The organism is Candidatus Saccharibacteria bacterium oral taxon 488 (assembly GCA_013099015.1).
Lineage (GTDB): Bacteria > Patescibacteriota > Saccharimonadia > Saccharimonadales > Saccharimonadaceae > Nanosynbacter.
Map to the genome: position 1 here is coordinate 1 of CP039998.1, position 20,039 is coordinate 20,039.

Consider the following 20,039-nt stretch of genomic DNA (forward strand, 5'->3'; position numbering starts at 1 on the left):
GTGAATAGTCAAGCTATTTGGCAGGGAGTGTTGGGTGAAATTGAAGTTTCAATTCCGCCATCGTCATTTTCGACCTGGTTTAAGTCGACCGAGCTTGACATTATATCTGATAACGAAGTGGCCGTCCTGTCACCCAACCCTTTCGTGTTAACACAACTAGAAAAACGATATTATCAGCGCATCGCTGACGGTTTGAAACGAAATGGCCTTGCGGTCTCGACGATTCATTTTCGACCAAAAAAGGTGGCTACTCGGAGACAACGCCTCAATCGCGATGAGCCACATTCAACTGCGACCAGTCCATCAATTATTAAACAAGCTAACAAATCGACAACCAACCTCAACCCACGCTACACCTTTGACAACTTTATCGTTGGCTCGAGCAATGACCTGGCGCACGCCGCCTGTCAAGCGATTGCCGCTAATCCTGGCACCAAATACAATCCGCTTTATCTCTATGGTGGTTCGGGGCTTGGTAAAACCCATTTGATGCAGGCCGTTGGTAACGAGATTATTAAGCGCCAACCCTCCGCCCGCGTGTTATATACTACCACCGAGACCTTTGTGAGTGAATTCCTCGACTCAATTCGCTTCAAGAAAAAAGGATTTTCCGACAAGTATCGTAACGTCGATGTCTTGATCGTTGACGATATGCAGTTTATCGCCAACAAGGAAAAAACTCAGGACGAGTTCTTCCACACCTTTAACGACCTACACCAACACGACAAGCAGATCATTATCAGCTCTGACAAGCCGCCCAAAAGTATCCCTACCCTGACCGACCGCCTGCGCAGTCGCTTTGAGTGGGGTATGACGATTGACGTGCAGATGCCTGATTATGAAACTCGCTGCGCTATCGTTACTGCCAAGGCCGGCCTGAGTAATGTGGAGTTGTCCGCCGATGTCGTCGAATACCTCGCCACTAATTTCAAGACCAATATCCGCGAACTTGAGGGGGCGCTCAATCAACTCCTTGCCTATGCCGAGATGCAGAACATCACGCCTGATACCGAAACCGCCGAGGGACTGCTTGGTAATATCAAGCGCTCTCGCCCGCAACATATCACCGCCAAGCAAATTATCGACAAAACCGCTCGCCACTTTGGTGTTGAGGTCAAGGACGTGTGTTCGCCAAAGCGCGATAAATACATCATGCAGCCACGCCAAATTGCCATGTACCTGCTGCGAAGCGAGCTCAAGATGAGTTTTCCAAAAATCGCCCAGGAACTTGGTCGCAAAGATCATACTACCGCCATTCATTCGGTCGACAAAATTAGCAAGGAGATGCTCATCAGCGTCAATATTCGTGAACAAATTAACGACATCCGAGACAAGCTCTATGTGTAAAACCTGGGTAAAACGTGCGTATAACCAGCGACAAACGTGTGAACGACTATCCACTAATCTAGTTGTTATCAAATGGGCCAAGCAGCATCACGTGGATAATCGGCGTCTTGTCCACGACACCATACCCAGCAAATCCACCGTCTTTTCCACTGACACAATACCGCTACTACCTCTGTCTGAACACAATATTTACCCAGTTTCCACAGCGCCTATTATTACTAACCGCTGAATAAAATTAAGAAAGGATTTATAATAAGAATATGAAGCTCACCGTCACCCAAGAAAACCTCGCCAAAGCCCTCGCTAGCGTTGGGCGCATCGCCGCTAGTCGTAACGAACTAGCAATACTGAACAATATTTTACTACGAACCGATGGCTCTCGGCTGGTCGTAGCGGCAACGAATCTGGAGGTCGCTTCCACTCAGTATGTTGGCGCCAAGGTCGAGAAGCCCGGCTCGATAACTATCCCAGCCCGACTAGTGAGCGAGTTTGTCGCCAGCCTGCCAAGTGGTACGGTCGAGTTGGAGGTTAAGGATGAGCATCTACACCTGACCGCAGACAAGTTTTCATCGGTTATCAATGGCGTCGTAGCAGACGAGTTTCCGGAGCTGCCGACAGTGGACGAGCAGACGGCGGTGCGACTGGATATGAGTACGGATGAGCTAAAAAAGGCAGTTTCGCAAACCATTATCGCGACGTCTAGTGATGCCACGCGGGCGGTGTTAACTGGTGTGTACTGGCATACCTATAATAGTGAGTTGTATCTAGCGGCCACGGACGGTTATCGGCTAGCGGAGAAGCGGCTGATGAAGTTTGATGGCGAAATTACGGCCATCGTGCCGGCATCGACACTACAAGAGCTATTGCGAAGCCTCGACACCGAGACGAGTGATGTGAGTTTGTTTTTTGATGAAACGCAGGTTGGGTTTCGGACGGATCATTTAGAGATCGTGAGTCGGCTGATCGACGGTAAGTTTCCCGACTATCGTCAACTGATCCCTAAACTCGCCGAGACCGATGTAGTGATTAAGAAGGCTGATTTCCTGCGCATCACCAAGGTCGCTAGTCTATTTGCGCGCGAATCGGGTGGCGGTATTACCCTCACGGCTAGTCACGAGCAGGCGCTACTATCAATCCACTCAATCGCTTCGGAGCTTGGCGAGAATACCTCTGAGGCCAGCGCCGAGGTGTCAAGCGACGGCGAAATTACGCTTAATTCTCGCTATCTGATTGAGTCGCTCGGCGCCACTGATGGCGAGACCGTCACCTTCTCGTTTAACGGTAAGCTGTCGCCATGCGTCATCCGCGAGCAGACCCCTACGCCAGATTGTATGCATATTGTTATGCCGTTGAAGCGCTAGAGGTCGAATGTGGCTTGGCTACCAAGCCTCGGCTCTATGGTAAAGTCAAGAATATTTTGCCCCTTCGATTCGAGGTGTTTTTTCACCTTTTGATATTCGTCCTTTAGGGAGCCCTTTGCTATAAATAAGCTATAGCTATTATCAATGAGTTTTTGGTTGAAAATATCACGATCGAGATAAGCATTGTCACTACGGAAGGATTTTTCAAATTGCTCAGCTGAAAAGTCTCTTTTTCTCGCGTGAAGTATGTCATAGATATTGGGTCCGTCTTTTATATACAGAACATCGTTATTGTAAATAACATTCTCGCCGAGGACGGCATTACTAGAGACAAGGCGTCGTGGGGCGGCTTCTTTTTGAAGTTTCATATCATATTTATAAATCGTCGCCGACATCTTTCCGTTCTCGATAACGTCAACCATAGAATTTGCACCAAAATAGAAGTGTGACGCATATGACTCCTTGAGAATAACGGACTTATTTTTAGAGTTGACATCAATAGCCTTTATAAAATTGTGCCGTCCGTCACCATCCGTATAGAACAGCTTGCCGTCACCCATGGCCACTTGGGCATAGGCGAGGTCGGTATCAGAGTCAAAGACATCTCGCACGAGTTCAGTAACCGCTTTGGTCTTTTTGTTGTATGACTTCAGCGTGAGTTTGCTGCTTTCAAGACTTGACAAGAAATACAGTAAGTCGCCGTTTTCGTATATTACTTTTTCTTGGCTGCTGTCAGTTGTATATATTGCACGGCGAATGTTTCCATCTTGATTGATAGTCCCAAATACGGTGGCATTTGGTATCGGTAGGTCATAAAAAAATATTTGTCCAGTATTTTTATCGTAATGGAGTGGATTGGTTTTCTCGCTATATGTAAGGAGGGAGATTTTACTACTCTTGAAGTCGAGATGCCAATAGGCGTTACTCTCAACGATATTTACCTCAGGGTTTTCACGACGCACCTTATTGAGCGCAGCATCCATATCTTGGCGGATTGAGGGGTTTGACGGTAGATTTGCAAACGTTATGATTGCCCCGCTCCTAAGCCATGTGATCGATGAAACACCAAGAAGCATATCAAAATTAACGATTTTTTGTACCTGCAACGATGATGGCGATATTTCGGCAAATGTATTACCGTTGTAATAGCGAATTCGTCCGTCACGGATAACATTATCCATGCGTATGGCGTTTTTTACTATCGGGCTAGTTAGGTTGGTTGGTGTCGTGTGAAAATATGAAAATACAAGCATAATAATACCGATTAGTGATGCAGCACATAGAACAATTATAGTTATGTTCATAATGTCGTCTATGGTGAGTTTTTTAAAGACAATCACGTATTATTTACCCTTTCTGTATATCAATAGTGTAATTGAATTGCTCAAGGTTTATTACTGTCAATTTGACAGTGTAGCGTATATTACTAGGCTGGAATACTATCTTAAAGTTATAGTTCTTGTTGCTTCTGTGGATACCGCCATCAATTTTTGCCCGTCGCTCGATTTTTCCGGTTTCATCGTAATGGCGTTTGTATATAGCGTTGAGAATTCGGCCTTTTATTGCCGAGATGTTGGCTTTTTGGAAGGGGTCGTCAGAGTTGGTAATTTTTAATGTACTATCGTGAACAGTGGAGTCTTCGTGCGGATCGTTAGCGCCATGGTCGCCGAGTAATCTCTGGATAGATAGGGATAGGGTCGCTGTTGCCGTTGCAAAAAATATAAAAATAAGAACTATTTTTGCCGTGGGTGATAAATTTCTCATGAATGATATCATAGTGCTGGATTTGGACTACTACCCTTGTCCCCTGCCTCCTTAAGCAGTTTTTGCATTAATGAGACAAATCCATCGTCTCGGTGATTCTTTTCTCCGGCTGTTCTTCCTTTTGGAGAGCCTCTGTCGATATGCAGGTGTGATGCTCCGCCCATTCCGCATGCTACACTACCGACTACCCCCATAACCTGCCCTGCCTTAAAGCGGGTACCTTTTGGAGCGTCTATGGTGGTGTGCCCATACCAATAATACCAGCCATCATCCCCCTTGAACTGAATTGATTTACATTTAGGGTCTGAGGCGGCGGCCCCTATTGTGTAAGGCTTTGTTGAGTCTATAACGCCATCAGTGATGGCAACAACTTTTGTGCCTGGTTTTGCGATGAGGTCAAAGGCTGGCGTCCCATCGTGATGGCAAGGGTTTGACGACATGCGTGGTGTACAATTGAGGTGCTTGGGATTCTTGTCGTGACCAATAATCGGCAGGGCGTACCCGCTAGAGCTTACTGCGCCACTTGCACTATCATTTTCACACTTTTCCTCGGTTGAGCCCCCACCCCCATTAACGCCGGCTAATTTCGACTCGGCAACTGCCGCGTGAGCCATGCGCTTGGCTATCTCTGTTGCGCAACGACCTGGTAGGCACGGAACCTCAAATTTTTCTAGAAAAATCGTAACAGCCTCAACGAGAGTGGTACTAGCCTTGATGGGGTCGAGAACGGTGCTTTTATAGGGTTTTTTGCTGTCGTTGAGCTCGTCCCATAAATAATTAACCTGCGCCACAAAATCTTTCTCGGTCATCCCGTTCTTTTTGGCGAATTCTTGAAGGCCCGTGCGTCTATTTCCGAGCCATTGGGCAATGCCGTATGCACCGATGTGGTTTTGTAGATCCGGTTTTAGATCAAGTGTTCCTCCACCAGACTCTTGCATAAGGTTGGCGACGATACCGAGCGCTTGATTGCGTGACAGCCCTTTGTTGAGTAAAAACTTAAATACACGCTCACCAGTGCTCGACCCGTCAGGAACAGACATCGGAATATTTGTGTTTTGCGAGGTTGTTACTGGCTGTCCGTCGAGGGGGGTCACTGGCGTATCGTCGCTAACTAGCTGCACCTTGGCAACTCCCGTACCAACCCTAAAGTCGAGTAATTTTGCTGTTTCATACCACAGGTCAACGGCACGCACCTTACCCTCAACATTGCCACCTCCAGTACCGACGTCACCCTTTTCCATAACAATAGTCTTGCCGTTATAGGTTATTTTTAGCTTAGCCTTTGGTTTGAGCCCGCCCTTCCAGGCGTGATTAGCCGGGGTGCGCATATTTTCAGGAGCCTTAAGGGCGTCGGTGAGCGCCTTAAAGTCCAGACTTCTTGCGTTGCTCAGTTCAGCAAATGTCGTACGACCATTAAGTTTTCCGGTTAGCGAATTACCATTATCATCTCCGGGGTTGCGCTTGAGGTTTTTGCCGTCCCACGTGCCGCCATAAATAGAAACGCCCACCTCTACCTCCTCGCCGATAGTTGTGTAGCCCTGACTATTGGATTGTCCCGGGGTACACTGCTCGTCTTTTTTGCTCAGAAAATATATGGAATTATTCAGGTAAGATTTTTCGTCAAGCGCCGACACCGGTGATGCTGAGTTTGTTATGACGAGACAGGCTACGCTCAAAAGAATACCAAGCTGATATAGGTGTTGTCTGAGGGTGGTTTTGCGATATTTCTTCATAGGTTGCCTCTAGTAACACTTATAATTATTTGGCGCTTCTTTTGGTAACACGTCCATCGGGTTAAAGGAATTCTTAAGCGATCCATATGATGGGTGGTCGTCGGAACGCGATACCACCATGTGTAGATGAACTTTTGTTGAACCTGCGACACTAAGTCTACCGGTTAGACCACCAACCCCAACTACCTGACCCGCCTTAACGGATTGACCAGCAGACACACTGTAACTCGTTAAGTGCTGATAGGTGTAGTAGATACCCTCAGGAGTTTTTATGCGCACGGCATTACCCCCTGCTCCATAGTTTTTCGCCCAAACAACCTCACCGTCGTGTGCAGCATAAACGTTTTGCACTACAGTAGAGTTCATATCCATTCCTGCGTGTACACCCAGTGATCCGACATTACGACCCCAGCATGGTCCTGGGTCAACCTTCTGATTCATCGGCCACACCCACCCGTCACGGCTTGGTGCACCACTGAGGTTTCCGCTATCATTAGACCCGGACTGCCCTGATGACTGCTCGTCTTTCTTGTTGCCGGCCTCTTCTATATAGAGATTACTCTCCTTATCGTCGGCAGCTGTTGCCAGCATTCCACCAACGACCTTTTCAAGAGCACATGGATCAGTCTTTTTATAGGTGTGGAGTAGCTCGCCGTCTTCGAGACTGAGGCTGTCTTCCCTGGCCTTGGCGCTAGCGGCACAGTATTCTTGGGTGTAAGTACCCGGGTCGGCACTAAAGGTTGAGCTGTCGGCATAACCGTAATTTGGAATACCGAACGCCTTGAGGGTGTGTATGTCTGCCGTACCGGCCTTTGCTTTTTTTGTGGTGCCATTAACTATAGTCGAGGGGGTATTAAGGAGGAATTGTAGCGCCGACGAGCCATTGGTTGGTATTTTTGCCAGGAGCTGATTAGCTATAGAACCCCGCAAGGATGGGTTGAATAGTTTTGCGAGCATTGGCTGTGCGTCGAATTCCTCTTTTTCTTGGCGGTTCTTGTGCTGAACAATTGACGCTAACTGTTCGTCGGATAGGGCAGCTCCGCCAGCACCATCGGTCTTACCGGACGGGTTGTCTTTGTTCTGTCCGTGCGCCATAGATTCGTTGCTGGTTGAGTGTAGGGCGGCAGCAAGCGCCTCATAGTTTGATACACCCGATGCTCCAACCCCAAGCGATGGAAGGGGGATTATTTGACCAATCATCCACTGGACGAGTTGCTGTAGTTTTTCTACACCAAAACTAACACCCGGAAGATGTTTGACAAGATCCCAAAGGGGGCCGGTTATTGTCGAGGTGATGTCATCCAGCGCCTTAAAAGCTTGCCCGATGGAACTATTCCAAAAACCGGCAACTGACGCCAATCCCCTCCACCAAGGATTGTTTTTTATCGTTGTAAAATCACGAACCATTTTATTCTCAGGACAAATTGACTCGCCCGGTGGCAGCTTGGTGTTTACCTCCTCTCCGGCTTCGTTTGTACACTTTCTTGTAATACCTTTCGACAAGCTAGCGAGCATTGGCGAAGCTGATTCTGTCGAAGGAAGCTGGAATAGCTGGAATAGCGGCGACCTTTCTGCTCCGTCAAACATTTTACTTGCAACGGCGAGAGTGTTCATATCTGCACTACCGTCCTTAATCTGATCGGCGGCAACCATTGGACTGGAGTCTTCATTAAAGGCAAATGCTGTAACCGCCTGTGTCATAGCATCGTAGAAGATAGCCTCAAGCACCCGTCCGTCAATTGCACCAACCGCCCTAAACGCCATATCAATCCAACCAACAACAGCGATTGGCCCCAGTACTTTCTTAATGAGCTCTTTTGAGATAACCTTTCCGAGTGAACCATCTACTTCGCCGTTGATAACGCTTTTTGCTGATTCGAGCGATGCCTTGCTACCCTGGGCCTTTTTGAGTTGTGCCTCGGCTCGCTTGCGCTCTTCGGATCCCTCCTTTGATGAGTTGACCGCGTCCTCGGCCTCCTTTATTCGTTTATCAATATCAAAGTCTAGCTTATCAAGCAGCTGCTTACAAGTTGCGACATTTGCCCCCTGGAGGCAGCCGATGTAGGCAGTCATCCTCGTGGACACTCTACCGACAAGCCCCTTGATGATTGACGCCTTAATCTTTGCGGAGACTTCCGTCAGGTTTTTGGCTGTTTTGTCAGGGATAATATTGAAGCGCTTAATGCCATATTTACGCATGAGAATTTTTTTTGATATATAGCGGAGGACATAATTTTTACCATGGGCCTGCTTGACCATATTATTAACAAAGCGCCTGGCCTCCTTGTGTCCACTTAGCTCTTTTGATACGTTGCGTGTGAGAGAGCTAAGATCCTTGCCGATGTTTTCTAGCGACACCGTGAAACTAGTAGCCTTGCCTCCCAAGCTCGATTTACCGGTTGCGTTGAGGGTTGTTTTAATTTTTCTACCCTCTTTCTCGAATTTTGCGTCTAGTTGCTTGGTAAACCAGTCGGAGTATTTAGTTGATCCGAGGTGACACAACAGGCCACCACCGGCGCAAAAAACTAGGTTTTTATCACCTGGATACGCCTCTTTCATAATTCTCATAGATAGCCAGCGCGTGACAAGATACTCAAATCGCTGCTCAATGGCGTGCTCGGGGACTTTGGTCACCTTACCAATAATGGGCTCCAACAGGGAGTTGAGCTTAAATAAGTTAACGGCAAACGGTGCGGCTATACCAAACGCCCCGAGAATGAGAACGACAGCAAAGGAGGCACCCTTATTTTTTTTGAGTCTTTTCATGAAGTTTCTGCTTCTAGAAGGTGCCTTACTCTCTTGTTGAGCCTGGGCGTCGGGATAGTTAAATTCATTCTCCAGATCGGCTAGCGTTTGAGCAGCATTGGCGCTAGTTTCTTGTTTTTTTTGCTTATCAAACTGACTATTGTCGAGGTCAAAGCCATCGTCCCTTAGTCCCGCTTCTATCTGGTCAAGCTCTGCTTGCTCACCAGCATTCAGTCGCTCCGATGAATCATCATGTAGCTCAAACGGATTTGCTCGTCCATCAGCATCAGAGTCGGTCGTGGTGTCAAATCGCGGCGGTTTTGTTGCTGTTGCCATATGCCTCCAATTATACTACACTGCCCCGTACCCGCCGAGCGGTGTCTCTGATGGTAGCTGGTGTCGAGAGATCGGCGAGGTGTTGATAAGTTCATATTCGGTGTCACTGGCCTGAATCTGGATGTGAACGTGGTTTTGTCCGGCAAAGAATAGCCCCTGCCCCACGGGGAAATTGGCGAGGCGTTTTTGCTCTTCCTCGGTTAGTTTGAAGACACTGGAAAGGACATCAACGGCGCTGGTTGACTGCTTGAGCAGCAGCTGCATCGACGAGTTAGCGACAATGGCTCGGCCCATCTTGCTACCCATAAAGTCCTCGACGTCCTGGGTGATGGTCGTGAGACCGAGCTGATATTTGCGGGCGCGCTTGGCGAGAGAAAACAGGAAGTTGGCAGAGTCGTCGTAGCGCATCAGCTGCCAGGCCTCATCGACGATGAGCATGCGCCGTTTTTGGTCGGTACGCGTAATGTTCCAGATGTGATTGAGCACAATGTACATAGCGATCGGTCGTAGCTCGTCCTCGAGATCGCGGATATTAAAGACCACCATGGTGTTATTGATATCGATGTTTGATTGCTGACTAAAGATACCAGCGAAAGTACCCGAGGTAAACTTGCGGAGCCGTTGGGCGAGGCTTGGCCCGGTGCCGCCCATATGAAGCAGCGTATCGTAGAGGTCGGCGATAGTTGGCGGTGTCGAGTGATGTGTCAATGGGTCGGCGGTGATGCCGATGCGGGCGTAGGTGTCGATCAGCGCCTGGTCAATATCAGCCTCTTCAGCGGCCGTCAGTCCGGCGATAATCTGTCCACCCGCTGTCGTCTGCGAACCACCCAGCATCTGTCGCAACAACCCATGCAGCGTCACTAAATTCGCCCTCAGTGCATCGTCTGCCTCATCGGTATCAATTACTCGCGGCAGATCAAACGGATTGATGCGGGTGTCGCTGTTGAGGCTGAGTCGAATGTAGCTGCCGCCAACGGCGTCGGACAATTTCTGGTATTCGTTTTCTGGGTCGATAATCACGATGTCCGAGCCGAGCATCATACTGCGCAGTGCCTCCAGTTTGACGGTGAACGACTTACCAGCACCAGATTTAGCGAACACCACCATGTTGGCATTCTCGAGAGAAAAGCGATCAAAAATTACCAAGCCGTTATTATGCATATTAATACCATATAGCACACCCTTGCCGTCAGTTAGATCGGCCGAGGTAAACGGAAAGCTGGTAGAAATAGCGCCGGTATTCATGTTGCGGCGAACCTGGAGCTGGTCGGTCAGCTGTGGAATGGTGCTATTGAGGCCCTGCTCTTGTTGGGCCGAGGCAACCTTAGAGAACACCAGCTGCTGGCCAAAAATTGTCTCGATCTTGTGCTGGATAAAGTTGAGTTCATCAATACTGTCGGCATAAATCGTGATGTAAAGGCCAAAGCGGAAGAACTTTTCCGAGCCGATCTGTAGCTGGTTGCGCAGTTCCTCGGCGTCCTGCAATGCCGCTTCCATCGCTGGGTCGCGCACCTTGCCCTTCTCGGAATTGATACTGAGGCTGGCCTCGAGCTGAGTCACTTTCTTGCGCAGGTTGTTGAGTACCACCTGGGTGTCAACCGGGTAAATGAACATACTAATATCCAGCACCTCGTCGATGTTGATCACCGAGCTGAGCCAACCGGTGTATAGCTCGCGCGGATACCCGTAGACGTACATGGTGCGGCCGTACTTTGAGCCGAGGCGGAAGTGGTCAGACTTGAGCTCGAGACTACTCGGGGCAATAAAGTCGCGTAAGGTTCTCACGCCGGTGAGAAATGCCTGCTCTACCTCGGCCTGCTCGCGGGCCCGCTGTTGAGCGGCGATATCAATAGCGTCTAACTTCTTTTTTCTAGCCATGTCGCGCTCCTCCATACCCATGTGGCGATTCGCCCTGCCCCTTGCGGACATAGGTCGTTGCTAGCTCATCGGCGCCAACGCTCAATGGTTGTTGCGGTGCCACGTCAGGGTTGTATGAACTGTAGAATAATTCGCCCAGCTGTTTGGTGTTAAGCTGCGAACTCTTCACGCCCATCTGAAACAGCCCGCTCATTACCGAATCAACTCGGTTCTTAATTTCATCCTTGGCCTTTTCGTAGGCGGTCTGCTCGATCTTGGTGACGACATTGTCTTTCTTGCCGCCAAAAAAGCTATCGAACAGACCCTTGGCCTGCTGCTTGATAACTTGCATGTCGCCGCTCTGATAATACGGTACCACGATGTAAAAATCCTTATCCATAATATTAGCCTCCTGGGCAAGGACATCGATAAAGTTGATGTAGTCATCCATCAGCACGTTGAGGAGCATATTGTCTTGGTTGCGGCGAATGTCAACGAGGCGGTCGATGTATGGTCCGATGTCGACGCGTCGTGAGCGAATGAGCACTTGAACCGGAAAATATAACGAGTTAAGGAAGTTTTGGTAGCTAAATTCAATTCCCTCCCGCTCGCGGCCACTCATCAGATCGAAGTTGATCGACTGACATTGAACAATCGCCCGAAAGCTGCCGTCGTTCATGATAATCATGTTCTCGCGCATCTCAGAAAATAGCAGCGTATTCTGGGTGCTGGTTGGGCCTTTTTGTTGAGGTTTTGCCTGGTTAGTTGGCTGCTTGGCGGGCTGTTGCGGGGCTGGCTGTGGCTGGTTGGGCTCGGGTGCGGGCGGCAAGTTGGGGGTTGGTTGTGCCGCGGGTTGCGTGCTTGGCGTCGGCTGGGTTGGTGCTTGTGTTTGCGATTGCGATGGTGGCAGCGGGCTGAATTGATCAGGAAACTGAGCGTACGGTGAGGTTGGTTCTGCGGAGACTGGGTCAGGCCCAGAGGCAATGACCCCCGGCGTGGTCGGCAAATTTGACGGTGCACCAAACTGTGGTGCAGTGGCTGCATCTGGTGGATAGTGATATGGTTGCTGTTGCTGATCTGGTTGCATAGATATCCCACCTAGTGAAGCGAAATCACGACTTCCTTATCATGTTCTTTTTGGATGCGACCGGCCTCTCGTTGGAGCGAGGCGACTGACAGATCGCTGTGATTACGCGCTAAGTCCATTATAGCAGGCGAGACGGGTGCTGTGCTAGGGGGCGCCTGGTCGGTGTGGGCCGTCGCGGTCGTCTGCTCGCTGATGGGCGTGATGATAGACTGCTGCATAGTTGGATAGGGGTTGAAGGTCGAGGGTTGCGGTGAGGGGGCTTGGTCGTCTTGGGCGGTCTGGGTAGTCGGGGTGGTTTGGGCTCGCTGCATTTGCTGGACAATGTCATCATGACGCTTTTCGTCGGCCCGCTCAATCAGTGTTTCAAAGGCGCGGGCTGTCTTGCTACTCGGGTCCAGTGGATCTTGGGCGGTCTGAGCCTCGTTATACCAGTCTGCTTGCATTGAGCTTCCCCCCACCGAGCTGTTTGGGTTGCTGACACCACGCACCGACCAGCCGTGTGTATCTACCAGTGTCGCCAGATATGACAGTCGGCGATTAACTTCTGCCTGGTCATACCCCTTGCTATATTGCTTTTCCTCAATACGCGGAGCAATGACTTCGACCATTCGCTCAATACCATCGGCTCGCCACAGTCGTTGCTTGGGCTTAAGTATAAATGAAATAACTGCTGCGAGATAAACCTCCATTGGCTGATCCTTGCGCAGTGGTAAGGCTAATGCCCCAAAAAATAGCGCAATTGGCACCGGGATGATCGCCAGTGGCGGCAGCACCGAGAATAGGCCCCATGCTAGCGCAACCATTCCGACCGCGATGATCAAGAAAATGAACTGCTTGAAGCTAAACGGCCCGAGCAGCTTGTCATCAGCTTCCACATCCTGGGGAACTTTGTAGACGGCCATTGGGTATTATTATAGCAGATTAGCTTAGGTTTCTGTTGGCGGCAGATACGAAAGGGCCGCCTCCATTCGCTTAATTGCACCGATACTTTCACCAATACGACCACTATATTGTGGAGTCGTCCGTACTTCATTTATTCGATCGCGCAGAATCTGAAGATGCTGTTGTGAAATTTGTCCTCGGAAGCTGGAGTTTTCAATCATATCGGCCAAGGTGTTAAGATAGACAGCGTCTTGCGTGACCAGGCCTTCGGTCGATAATTTATCCTCGCTAAGCGCCTTGATGGTTGTTTGGGTGATAAACTCTTGGCCAGACCATGGCATATTATTAATCTTAATCTTATTAGCAATTGAAGATCCGATCCAGAACGGTCGTGCCGGGTTGTTCTTGAGAGCGTCGCCAGCTTCTTGGGCAAGGGCATCGTCAAGGTGGGCAAAGTCAAGCTGGCTGGTCAACGACTTGATGGCCTTAATGTTCTTACCGCCAAGAACACGACGAAGCGACGCAGCCTTGACATCCCTGGTAACGGTAATGCCTTTGACCTCGCTACCGATAGCACCAAGAGCCATATCTACCATGTCAAACTCATCGGCATTGTATCGATCAAGCAAGCGATTTGCGCTCTCGACGCCTTCGTTGTAGGCATTGCTGAGCGTTTGTTCTGCCATGGCAATTGCTCGATCAGCACCGCGACTGTCACCGAAGTATATTTGTTCGACCTGTCCAGCCAGATTGCGCATCGTCTCGTTTTCTTTCAGTTCATTTGCCCATCGATCATCGGCAACACGCTGCGATGAAGCGTTCTGTAGGCCCTGGAGAGCCACTTGCTGCGCCGCTCCTCGGGCACGCTCCAAGCTTTCTTGGAATGACGAAGACAACTCATTGGTCTGGGTAGGCTTGAGTGCCCGCATCGACTTATAATAAGTGTCAGCCGCTCCCTTAGAAGCCTCAGCCTGCTCAGACCATGATTGTGCTTGTGCGTATCGGTCAAAGGCGGCGGAATTAGACATCAGATGATTGCCCCAAGCGGCCTCTAGCCGACCCTCGATAGCCTTTTTGTCTTCGTTAACCATCCGTCGGTATTGATCAATCTTAGCATAGGAACCAGTCCCCTTTCGTATGACATCAGATTCATCTTGCAACTCTTTGAGCTTATCCTTACGATTTTGCGATGACTGCGCCAGTCTGCGTCGCCATGCCGTTGGGGTAAATTTGCTGTCTGGATGTTTGTTGAATTTTTTGTGTTTAGTAATTTCGCTCCGCTCTTTTGCCCAGTTTTTAGATCGGTCGAATAGGCCCTTGCTGCGGTCATTAACGAGGCCGGTGAATTTGCCGAGGAGTCCGCCACCCAACTTGATCATTAACGGCGTCAGGGCGAGTGGCGCGATCTGGACCGCCATACCGAGGATATACATCACTGCCCCGTTCGGTCCCGCGGCGTTTTGCATAATGACTGAGCCCGCCAGCTGTGCCCCACCAAAGGCTGCCGCAAACCCCGGGAAGAATATCAACATCGTCAAGAAGATATCCTTCCACTTGTCAAACCACTTTTCTGTGCCTGGCAACAAGTAAGCCACAAAAGCCAGCGGTGAAATGATAATCAAAATAACAATTAACGCCTGACGGGCGGCCATAATGATAACAACGAGAAGAATAACGAGTCCAATACCACACAAAAGTGGCACAATAAAAGGAAGTAGCTCGGCCCGCATGACGATTCCGGCAGCCAGCGCCGCACCGCCGGCAGCGCCTCCCAAAATCTGGAAGGTGACCTCTTGCCAGGTCATTGGTTCAGATGCTGGTGCAGATCCGCCCAGGGTGGCGACTGTGTTACGAATATTCATGAACATGTCTTGGAGTGCACTTCCGGCGATGTTTGACAGGTCGAGGAGTATGGCGCAGACGTGGAACGACAAATTGACTAGTACCGCCGCGACAATTAAGCGAGGCAACATCTTTTTGATGCCATAATTGGAGATGCCCATAGAAGTAACTTGTGAATAAATAATGACTATGAACATGACGATAAAGATACCGTTGGCGATATTGCGAACGATATTCCAAGCCAGAAAGATGCCACTGGTCTGATTACCCGTCTGAAGCGGCGGTACCACGAGGAAGCTTTTAAGCACCCCAAACATCCAGTCGATGGAGCTAGCTAACCACGCCGAAACGGGACAAAGGATCCAGCCGATACCGCCAGCAACTTCACACGAAGACGCAGAGTTTTGGCTCGGTGGGTCAATTGATAATGTGGTTGATTCTTTCTTTGTGTAAGTGTTTGGCGAAGTGTACGTGAATGTTGTTAGGGACACTGAGGTCATTGATCCGAGATCGCCTGTTGACGGAAAGTGAATTACGCGGACGTCTTGATTATTGGCCACAGTTTTCTTTGACATGTAGACCACTTGGTCAGACCCTAAGTTGAGGGCCTTTAGTTTGTCGACGTCGGAAACTCGCTCAAATGTCTCGTTGTCGTAGGATATTTTGCTACTATCCCACTTCGCGTCCGCCGCCAGCGCCTGGCCCGAGGTTACGACCGTACTCAAAAAAATACTGACTAGGAGGCCCACCGCCAGCAATATAAACCATTGCAACCATCGCATCGACGATCGCTTTTGTGAACGTAACCACTCCATTACTGGTAATGGTAGCATTTTTATAGAGAAAAGTCAATGGGTTTAGCTAGCGGCGGGTGGATTGTTGTTGCGATTATTTTGATTATTTGGCGGTGCTGAAGGCGGGGATTGCGGTGGAGCTGGCCCCCTCCCTGTTCCGGCGACGAATGTCCGCCCCATCGGGGTATCTGACGGAATTGCTTCGGTAATATTGTTTGACGATGCAGTGTCGTGGGGTATTCTGATTTCTTCGGTTCCTACGCTGTTGTTTCGTATACTCTCGAGCTCCCTACGGGCGCTGCCTGATATCGAGGTGTTGACGCGCTTATTGTCAAGCACTGAGGCTGCCCTGTCGGCGGAAATACCGACCATTCTTTGACCCCCCTTGGTAAACTCAGTTTCACCAGCAACCTTAATTGCACTGGATGCCTGTCGCGCCAATTTTTCATCGCTTAACCCATTAACTCCCTTGGCGGTCAACTCGGCCATTTGTTGCTGACTAAAGCTGACCGAGGTTGTTCCGTCCTGCTCCATCTGGTCGATGGCCGTTCTACCCATTTCAAACAGGCCGGCGTGGTCATCTTTCATCCTAGTAAGGGTTTCTGCCATGCGGCGGTTGCTGATAGTTCCACCACCCTGGAGATACTCGTACATTTGTTCGGCGCCGTGCTTACCAGTTGACTCTAATTTCTTAAAGGCAACATGTTTAAGTATCTCATTGTCCCCGGCGTTTCTCAGTGCAGCGGCGGCATCACCATTGAACTGGTAGGCAAGCAGATCTTCTGCTGCCTCGAGCTCTTCTTTGTCCACGGCATCTTGACCCGCGGCCGCACTCCGGATGCCGTAATTTACGTCTTTGCCTGCTCCGAGGAATTTATTATTTGCCAACCTGCTCCTGTTGAATTTCTCATTAAGCCCAGACATTCGATTTCTCCATATGTGATCCATAAGTCCGCTACCCTTCCAGGCCCCGGCCCGCATGAGCTGTTTACGGCGCGCTACTTGCTTCTTGCGAAAATCTTGCATCTGACCAAGTCGTGAATTGGCATACCTATCCTTTGCCCAGTTTTTGGCGCCGCCACCGAGGCGACCACCGGCGTTGTTGATGTGCTGGCTGATTGACCCGGCGACGTCGATGGCTTTCTTAAGGACACTCCACACGGCGATGAGCGGTAGGACTTTGATTAGCTCGCCAACAATCTGCATGATCATGTCGTTTCCACCCCCGGCCTTAACGATGGCCCCCGCTAGTATGCCACCGCCGAACAGCAGGCCGATTGTCGGAAAGACCATGAGTAGCCCCACAAAGATTGAGCGCCATTTACTAAATAATTTTTCGGTATTTGGTAGCAGAAAGGCAACGAAAGCCAGCGGTGAGATAACAATGAGGATGACGATGAGTGCTTTACGGGCGATGAGTAGCACAGCAATGGTCGCCATAACAACCAGCCCAGATACAAGCGCTCCGATCAAAACCGCGAGGGCGAGGATCCCGGCTGTGCCTGCGGCGAGGACGGTTAGCGCAAAGCCCCCCCATGTACCACGCCCCTGGCCTGATTGAAAGATCTCATTTGCTCGGGTAATCTCGTCGCCAATGCCGCCAATGCCAGCACGCAGGCTATAGCCGAGGATGTTAGACAGATCAACGGCAATTTGACAGATGTAAATTGATACATTCACCAGGATTGCGGCGACAATGAGCCGTGGCAGCATCTTTTTGATGCCGTAGTTCGAGATGCCAAAGCCGGTGAGCTGAGAGATGATGATTGCCAGAAACATAATGATGAACGCACCATTGGCAATGTTACGCATAATTCCCCAGGCTGCCTGTACTTCACCCCCAGAGGCAAGATCCGGCTCAATCTTTAGGAAGTTGTCAGCGATCATGGCGAAAGCTGCGTCTGAAATATCAGACAAGAAATTAACGACTGGACAAATGAGCCAACCGAGGTCTTTGACGGCACACTCTGGCTTTTTCTCGTCGCCTCCGCTCTGGCCAGAGGGGGTGTCGGCGGAGATGCCAGAGAGGGCGTCGCTGATCTCTTTATCCTTATACTTTGATTGCTCAGCAATACATTTGACGTACTCCTCAGAACTCGCCACAGCGCCACTTGACGGCAGCTTATCCTTACAGGCACTCATCCAGCTGTCAACTTGTTGTTTACATATTTGCTCCGCTGGCCCTCCGGCGCCTCCGCCGCTTTTCTCGATGCATTTTTTTAGGAGGGCGTCATAGATGGCCTTACGAGTGTTATCAGCGGCCTCGGTTTTTGCTGACTTTGCGGCTGCTTCAGCATTGTCTGATGCCCATTGCGCGATTCGCCCACATGACATTTTTGTGTCTATGCCGCCAGGAGCGGTATAAGGCGCTCCCGCCCCGCTAAATAGGGGGACACTTTTATTTGCGTCGGGTATATAATAGTATCCATAAGCTACCGTACCATCAGCTAGGGCAACGGCTATTTTTTTGTTACGCTGATCGGCCTTTATGTCATTACTTGCGGCGTCATCTCCGCTATCGTATCCTCGCCATTCGGCTTTACAGCCAATCTTTTGGCCCGACAAGAGCGCCGCCATTGCCATAGAGTAGTTGACTAATGCTGAGTCGAATTTCAGGCTTTTGCCGGCCTTTTTTTCAAGGACTTGGATCGCATATACTCCTCTGTCTCTCGGTATATTCCACTTATCGCCGCTGTACTCGCCCTTGGTAATATTGCTGGTACAGTCAAGGTTGGCGTTATCTCGCCATTCACCTTTTAGCGCACAGAACATATCAGTAAAAGAACTGTAGCCGAATGCGTTTCGCGCAGCAGATACCACTTGCTTACAATCAAATAGCCCGTCATCATCGCCGTCAAGAATTGGACCGACAGTGGTAGTAATGGCACCACCCCAGTCGCCACTCGCAACCTTTGCGGAGGTAAGATTTCCGTCAAACCCAGCACCGCCAACGATACAACCATGCATGGCGCGTGCGAGTAGGAGCTGTTTGACTTGAGCGAGATATGGAGAATGATCAAGACGCGCCCGAGCCGCGTTAGCGGTCGGTGACAATGCAAAAAACGTCATGAGCATCGGAACGACTAACAGTGCGGCCAGCCCAACCAAGGTAATGCGAATACGTTGATGCGGGGTCTTTTTTTGCGTAAGCATTATGAGAATATATTACCACGCTATTGCTAGTAATTCAAAAGAAGAGCTAAAAACTAGCTCTTCTTTTGTCAGATGCGTCATTGACGCTATTTAGAAAGAATAGGGCCTGAGTGTGAAGATCCTGCAATCTTCCACCTATTCACTGTTGGATCCGAAACAATTTTGTAGAATTGGCCGTCCGGTGTAGAACCTCTTTTATTCCCGTCGTAGGAATAGAAGTGCGTAATATGCGTCTCAAGCGACTTGCCCGTTTTGGGATCAACCACTACATCCGACTGGCTGGCAGGAAAGACCTCAATGTCTTTTATTTTCCAGAGCTCGACATCGTCTTCGGAACTACCGGAGTTAGACCTAATCTGCTCTGCTCTTTTATGAATGAGCTCCATTACTTTACGTTTAGCGAAATACTCTTCATCCGAGATTTTGCCGGCCCGCATCTCCTCAAGCAGCTTGTCCATGTCCATTTGGGGATTCAAAAAGGCTTCTGATGCTAATTTTTTAGCATAATCCTCGTAGTTTTGCTTTATGTCTTTATTCGTGTAAGTAAACCTCCCGTAGAGGGCAGCTTGGACAGCAAGAAACGGATCAGTGAGCATCTTTTTTGGATCTCGGTCCGCAGGTGACTTCTTATAGTAGTCACCAAAGGGTAGACTGTCTTTCGGGTAGAGTATGGGCTCTGTCTTATCTTCCGTACGGCCAGACTTCTCCAAGTAGTTGATTTCTGCTTGGAGAATCTTGTTTCTCTCCTCTGGCGGTAGCTTAATGAATTCGTCGTACGGTATTTTATCAATTTTTTTTACTTGTTCGTCGTATTCTTCTCTGGCCCGCATTCGTGCTGCCACTTCTGGATCAACAGTCTCAGACGGTGATGGTGAGGCAGATGGTGACTCTGATGGGTCTAGTGAAGCGCTTGATGATGGGCTTTGCTCCGGTACTGCTATACGATCGCCCCTACCGCAGCCTGTAACACCTAGCGCGGTGCCTACGATGGCAACGCCGGCCATACATTTTACGACAACCTTCTTAACCCCATCCTTGGTTCTCTCCCAAAGAGATAACTCTTCCCTTACATTATCTGAATTACTTGGGTCATAGCTTTCACATGAACGTGCCATAACGCTTGGAGTCCTTTCTCTGG

At 49.6% G+C, this 20,039-nt stretch carries 12 protein-coding genes; 2 read left to right on the top strand and 10 right to left on the bottom strand.

The genetic code is table 11. The annotated features are described in order from the left end of the window. Positions 1 to 1,347, top strand: a complete 1,347-nt coding sequence (gene dnaA / locus FBF29_00005) for a chromosomal replication initiator protein DnaA (protein ID QJU07104.1) — start codon at positions 1 to 3, stop codon at positions 1,345 to 1,347. Between the two features lie 260 nt (positions 1,348 to 1,607). Beyond that, positions 1,608 to 2,708, top strand: a complete 1,101-nt coding sequence (gene dnaN / locus FBF29_00010) for a DNA polymerase III subunit beta (protein QJU07105.1) — start codon at positions 1,608 to 1,610, stop codon at positions 2,706 to 2,708. On the opposite strand, the gene FBF29_00015 is transcribed toward dnaN, so the two are convergent. The 10 genes from FBF29_00015 to FBF29_00060 form a co-directional block, all read right to left on the bottom strand. Then, positions 2,705 to 4,048, bottom strand: coding sequence for a hypothetical protein (locus FBF29_00015; GenBank protein QJU07106.1), 1,344 nt, complete (start codon positions 4,046 to 4,048; stop codon positions 2,705 to 2,707). The genes dnaN and FBF29_00015 overlap by 4 nt on opposite strands. A gap of 7 nt (positions 4,049 to 4,055) precedes the next feature. Further along, the gene (locus FBF29_00020; GenBank protein ID QJU07107.1) at positions 4,056 to 4,472 is read right to left on the bottom strand and encodes a hypothetical protein; all 417 of its coding nucleotides are present in this window, start codon (positions 4,470 to 4,472) and stop codon (positions 4,056 to 4,058) included. 8 nt (positions 4,473 to 4,480) lie between these two features. After that, positions 4,481 to 6,205: a M23 family metallopeptidase gene (locus tag FBF29_00025; GenBank protein ID QJU07108.1), complete on the bottom strand. Its 1,725-nt coding sequence runs from the start codon at positions 6,203 to 6,205 to the stop codon at positions 4,481 to 4,483. Positions 6,206 to 6,214: 9 nt separating this feature from the next. Beyond that, complete coding sequence (locus FBF29_00030; GenBank protein QJU07109.1) at positions 6,215 to 9,286, bottom strand: hypothetical protein; 3,072 nt, start codon at positions 9,284 to 9,286, stop codon at positions 6,215 to 6,217. 15 nt (positions 9,287 to 9,301) lie between these two features. Continuing rightward, the gene (locus FBF29_00035; GenBank protein ID QJU07110.1) at positions 9,302 to 11,164 is read right to left on the bottom strand and encodes a DUF87 domain-containing protein; all 1,863 of its coding nucleotides are present in this window, start codon (positions 11,162 to 11,164) and stop codon (positions 9,302 to 9,304) included. Then, complete coding sequence (locus tag FBF29_00040; GenBank protein ID QJU07945.1) at positions 11,157 to 11,594, bottom strand: hypothetical protein; 438 nt, start codon at positions 11,592 to 11,594, stop codon at positions 11,157 to 11,159. Before FBF29_00040 ends, FBF29_00035 begins: the two co-directional genes overlap by 8 nt. 647 nt (positions 11,595 to 12,241) lie before the next feature. Then, positions 12,242 to 13,132, bottom strand: coding sequence for a PrgI family protein (locus tag FBF29_00045; protein ID QJU07111.1), 891 nt, complete (start codon positions 13,130 to 13,132; stop codon positions 12,242 to 12,244). Positions 13,133 to 13,156: 24 nt separating this feature from the next. Next, a complete protein-coding gene (locus FBF29_00050) occupies positions 13,157 to 15,769 on the bottom strand; it encodes a hypothetical protein (protein ID QJU07112.1) in 2,613 nt (870 codons plus the stop codon). A 42-nt stretch (positions 15,770 to 15,811) separates the two neighbouring features. After that, positions 15,812 to 18,901 carry a type IV secretion system protein gene (locus tag FBF29_00055; protein QJU07113.1) on the bottom strand — a complete coding sequence of 1,030 codons (3,090 nt, stop codon included), beginning with the start codon at positions 18,899 to 18,901 and terminating at the stop codon, positions 15,812 to 15,814. Between the two features lie 86 nt (positions 18,902 to 18,987). After that, positions 18,988 to 20,016 (bottom strand): hypothetical protein, encoded by a 1,029-nt coding sequence (locus FBF29_00060; GenBank protein QJU07114.1) that lies wholly within the window; start codon positions 20,014 to 20,016, stop codon positions 18,988 to 18,990. Positions 20,017 to 20,039 lie beyond the last annotated feature (23 nt).

What these genes read in the sequence shown, in the direction of transcription:
- dnaN (QJU07105.1), top strand. Translation starts at nt 1,608, where the DNA reads ATGAAGCTCACCGTCACCCAAGAAAACCTCGCCAAAGCCCTCGCTAGC.
- FBF29_00020 (QJU07107.1), bottom strand. Translation starts at nt 4,472, where the DNA reads ATGAGAAATTTATCACCCACGGCAAAAATAGTTCTTATTTTTATATTT.
- FBF29_00025 (QJU07108.1), bottom strand. Translation starts at nt 6,205, where the DNA reads ATGAAGAAATATCGCAAAACCACCCTCAGACAACACCTATATCAGCTT.
- FBF29_00030 (QJU07109.1), bottom strand. Translation starts at nt 9,286, where the DNA reads ATGGCAACAGCAACAAAACCGCCGCGATTTGACACCACGACCGACTCT.
- FBF29_00035 (QJU07110.1), bottom strand. Translation starts at nt 11,164, where the DNA reads ATGGCTAGAAAAAAGAAGTTAGACGCTATTGATATCGCCGCTCAACAG.
- FBF29_00040 (QJU07945.1), bottom strand. Translation starts at nt 11,594, where the DNA reads ATGGATGACTACATCAACTTTATCGATGTCCTTGCCCAGGAGGCTAAT.
- FBF29_00045 (QJU07111.1), bottom strand. Translation starts at nt 13,132, where the DNA reads ATGGCCGTCTACAAAGTTCCCCAGGATGTGGAAGCTGATGACAAGCTG.
- FBF29_00050 (QJU07112.1), bottom strand. Translation starts at nt 15,769, where the DNA reads ATGGAGTGGTTACGTTCACAAAAGCGATCGTCGATGCGATGGTTGCAA.
- FBF29_00055 (QJU07113.1), bottom strand. Translation starts at nt 18,901, where the DNA reads ATGCTTACGCAAAAAAAGACCCCGCATCAACGTATTCGCATTACCTTG.
- FBF29_00060 (QJU07114.1), bottom strand. Translation starts at nt 20,016, where the DNA reads ATGGCACGTTCATGTGAAAGCTATGACCCAAGTAATTCAGATAATGTA.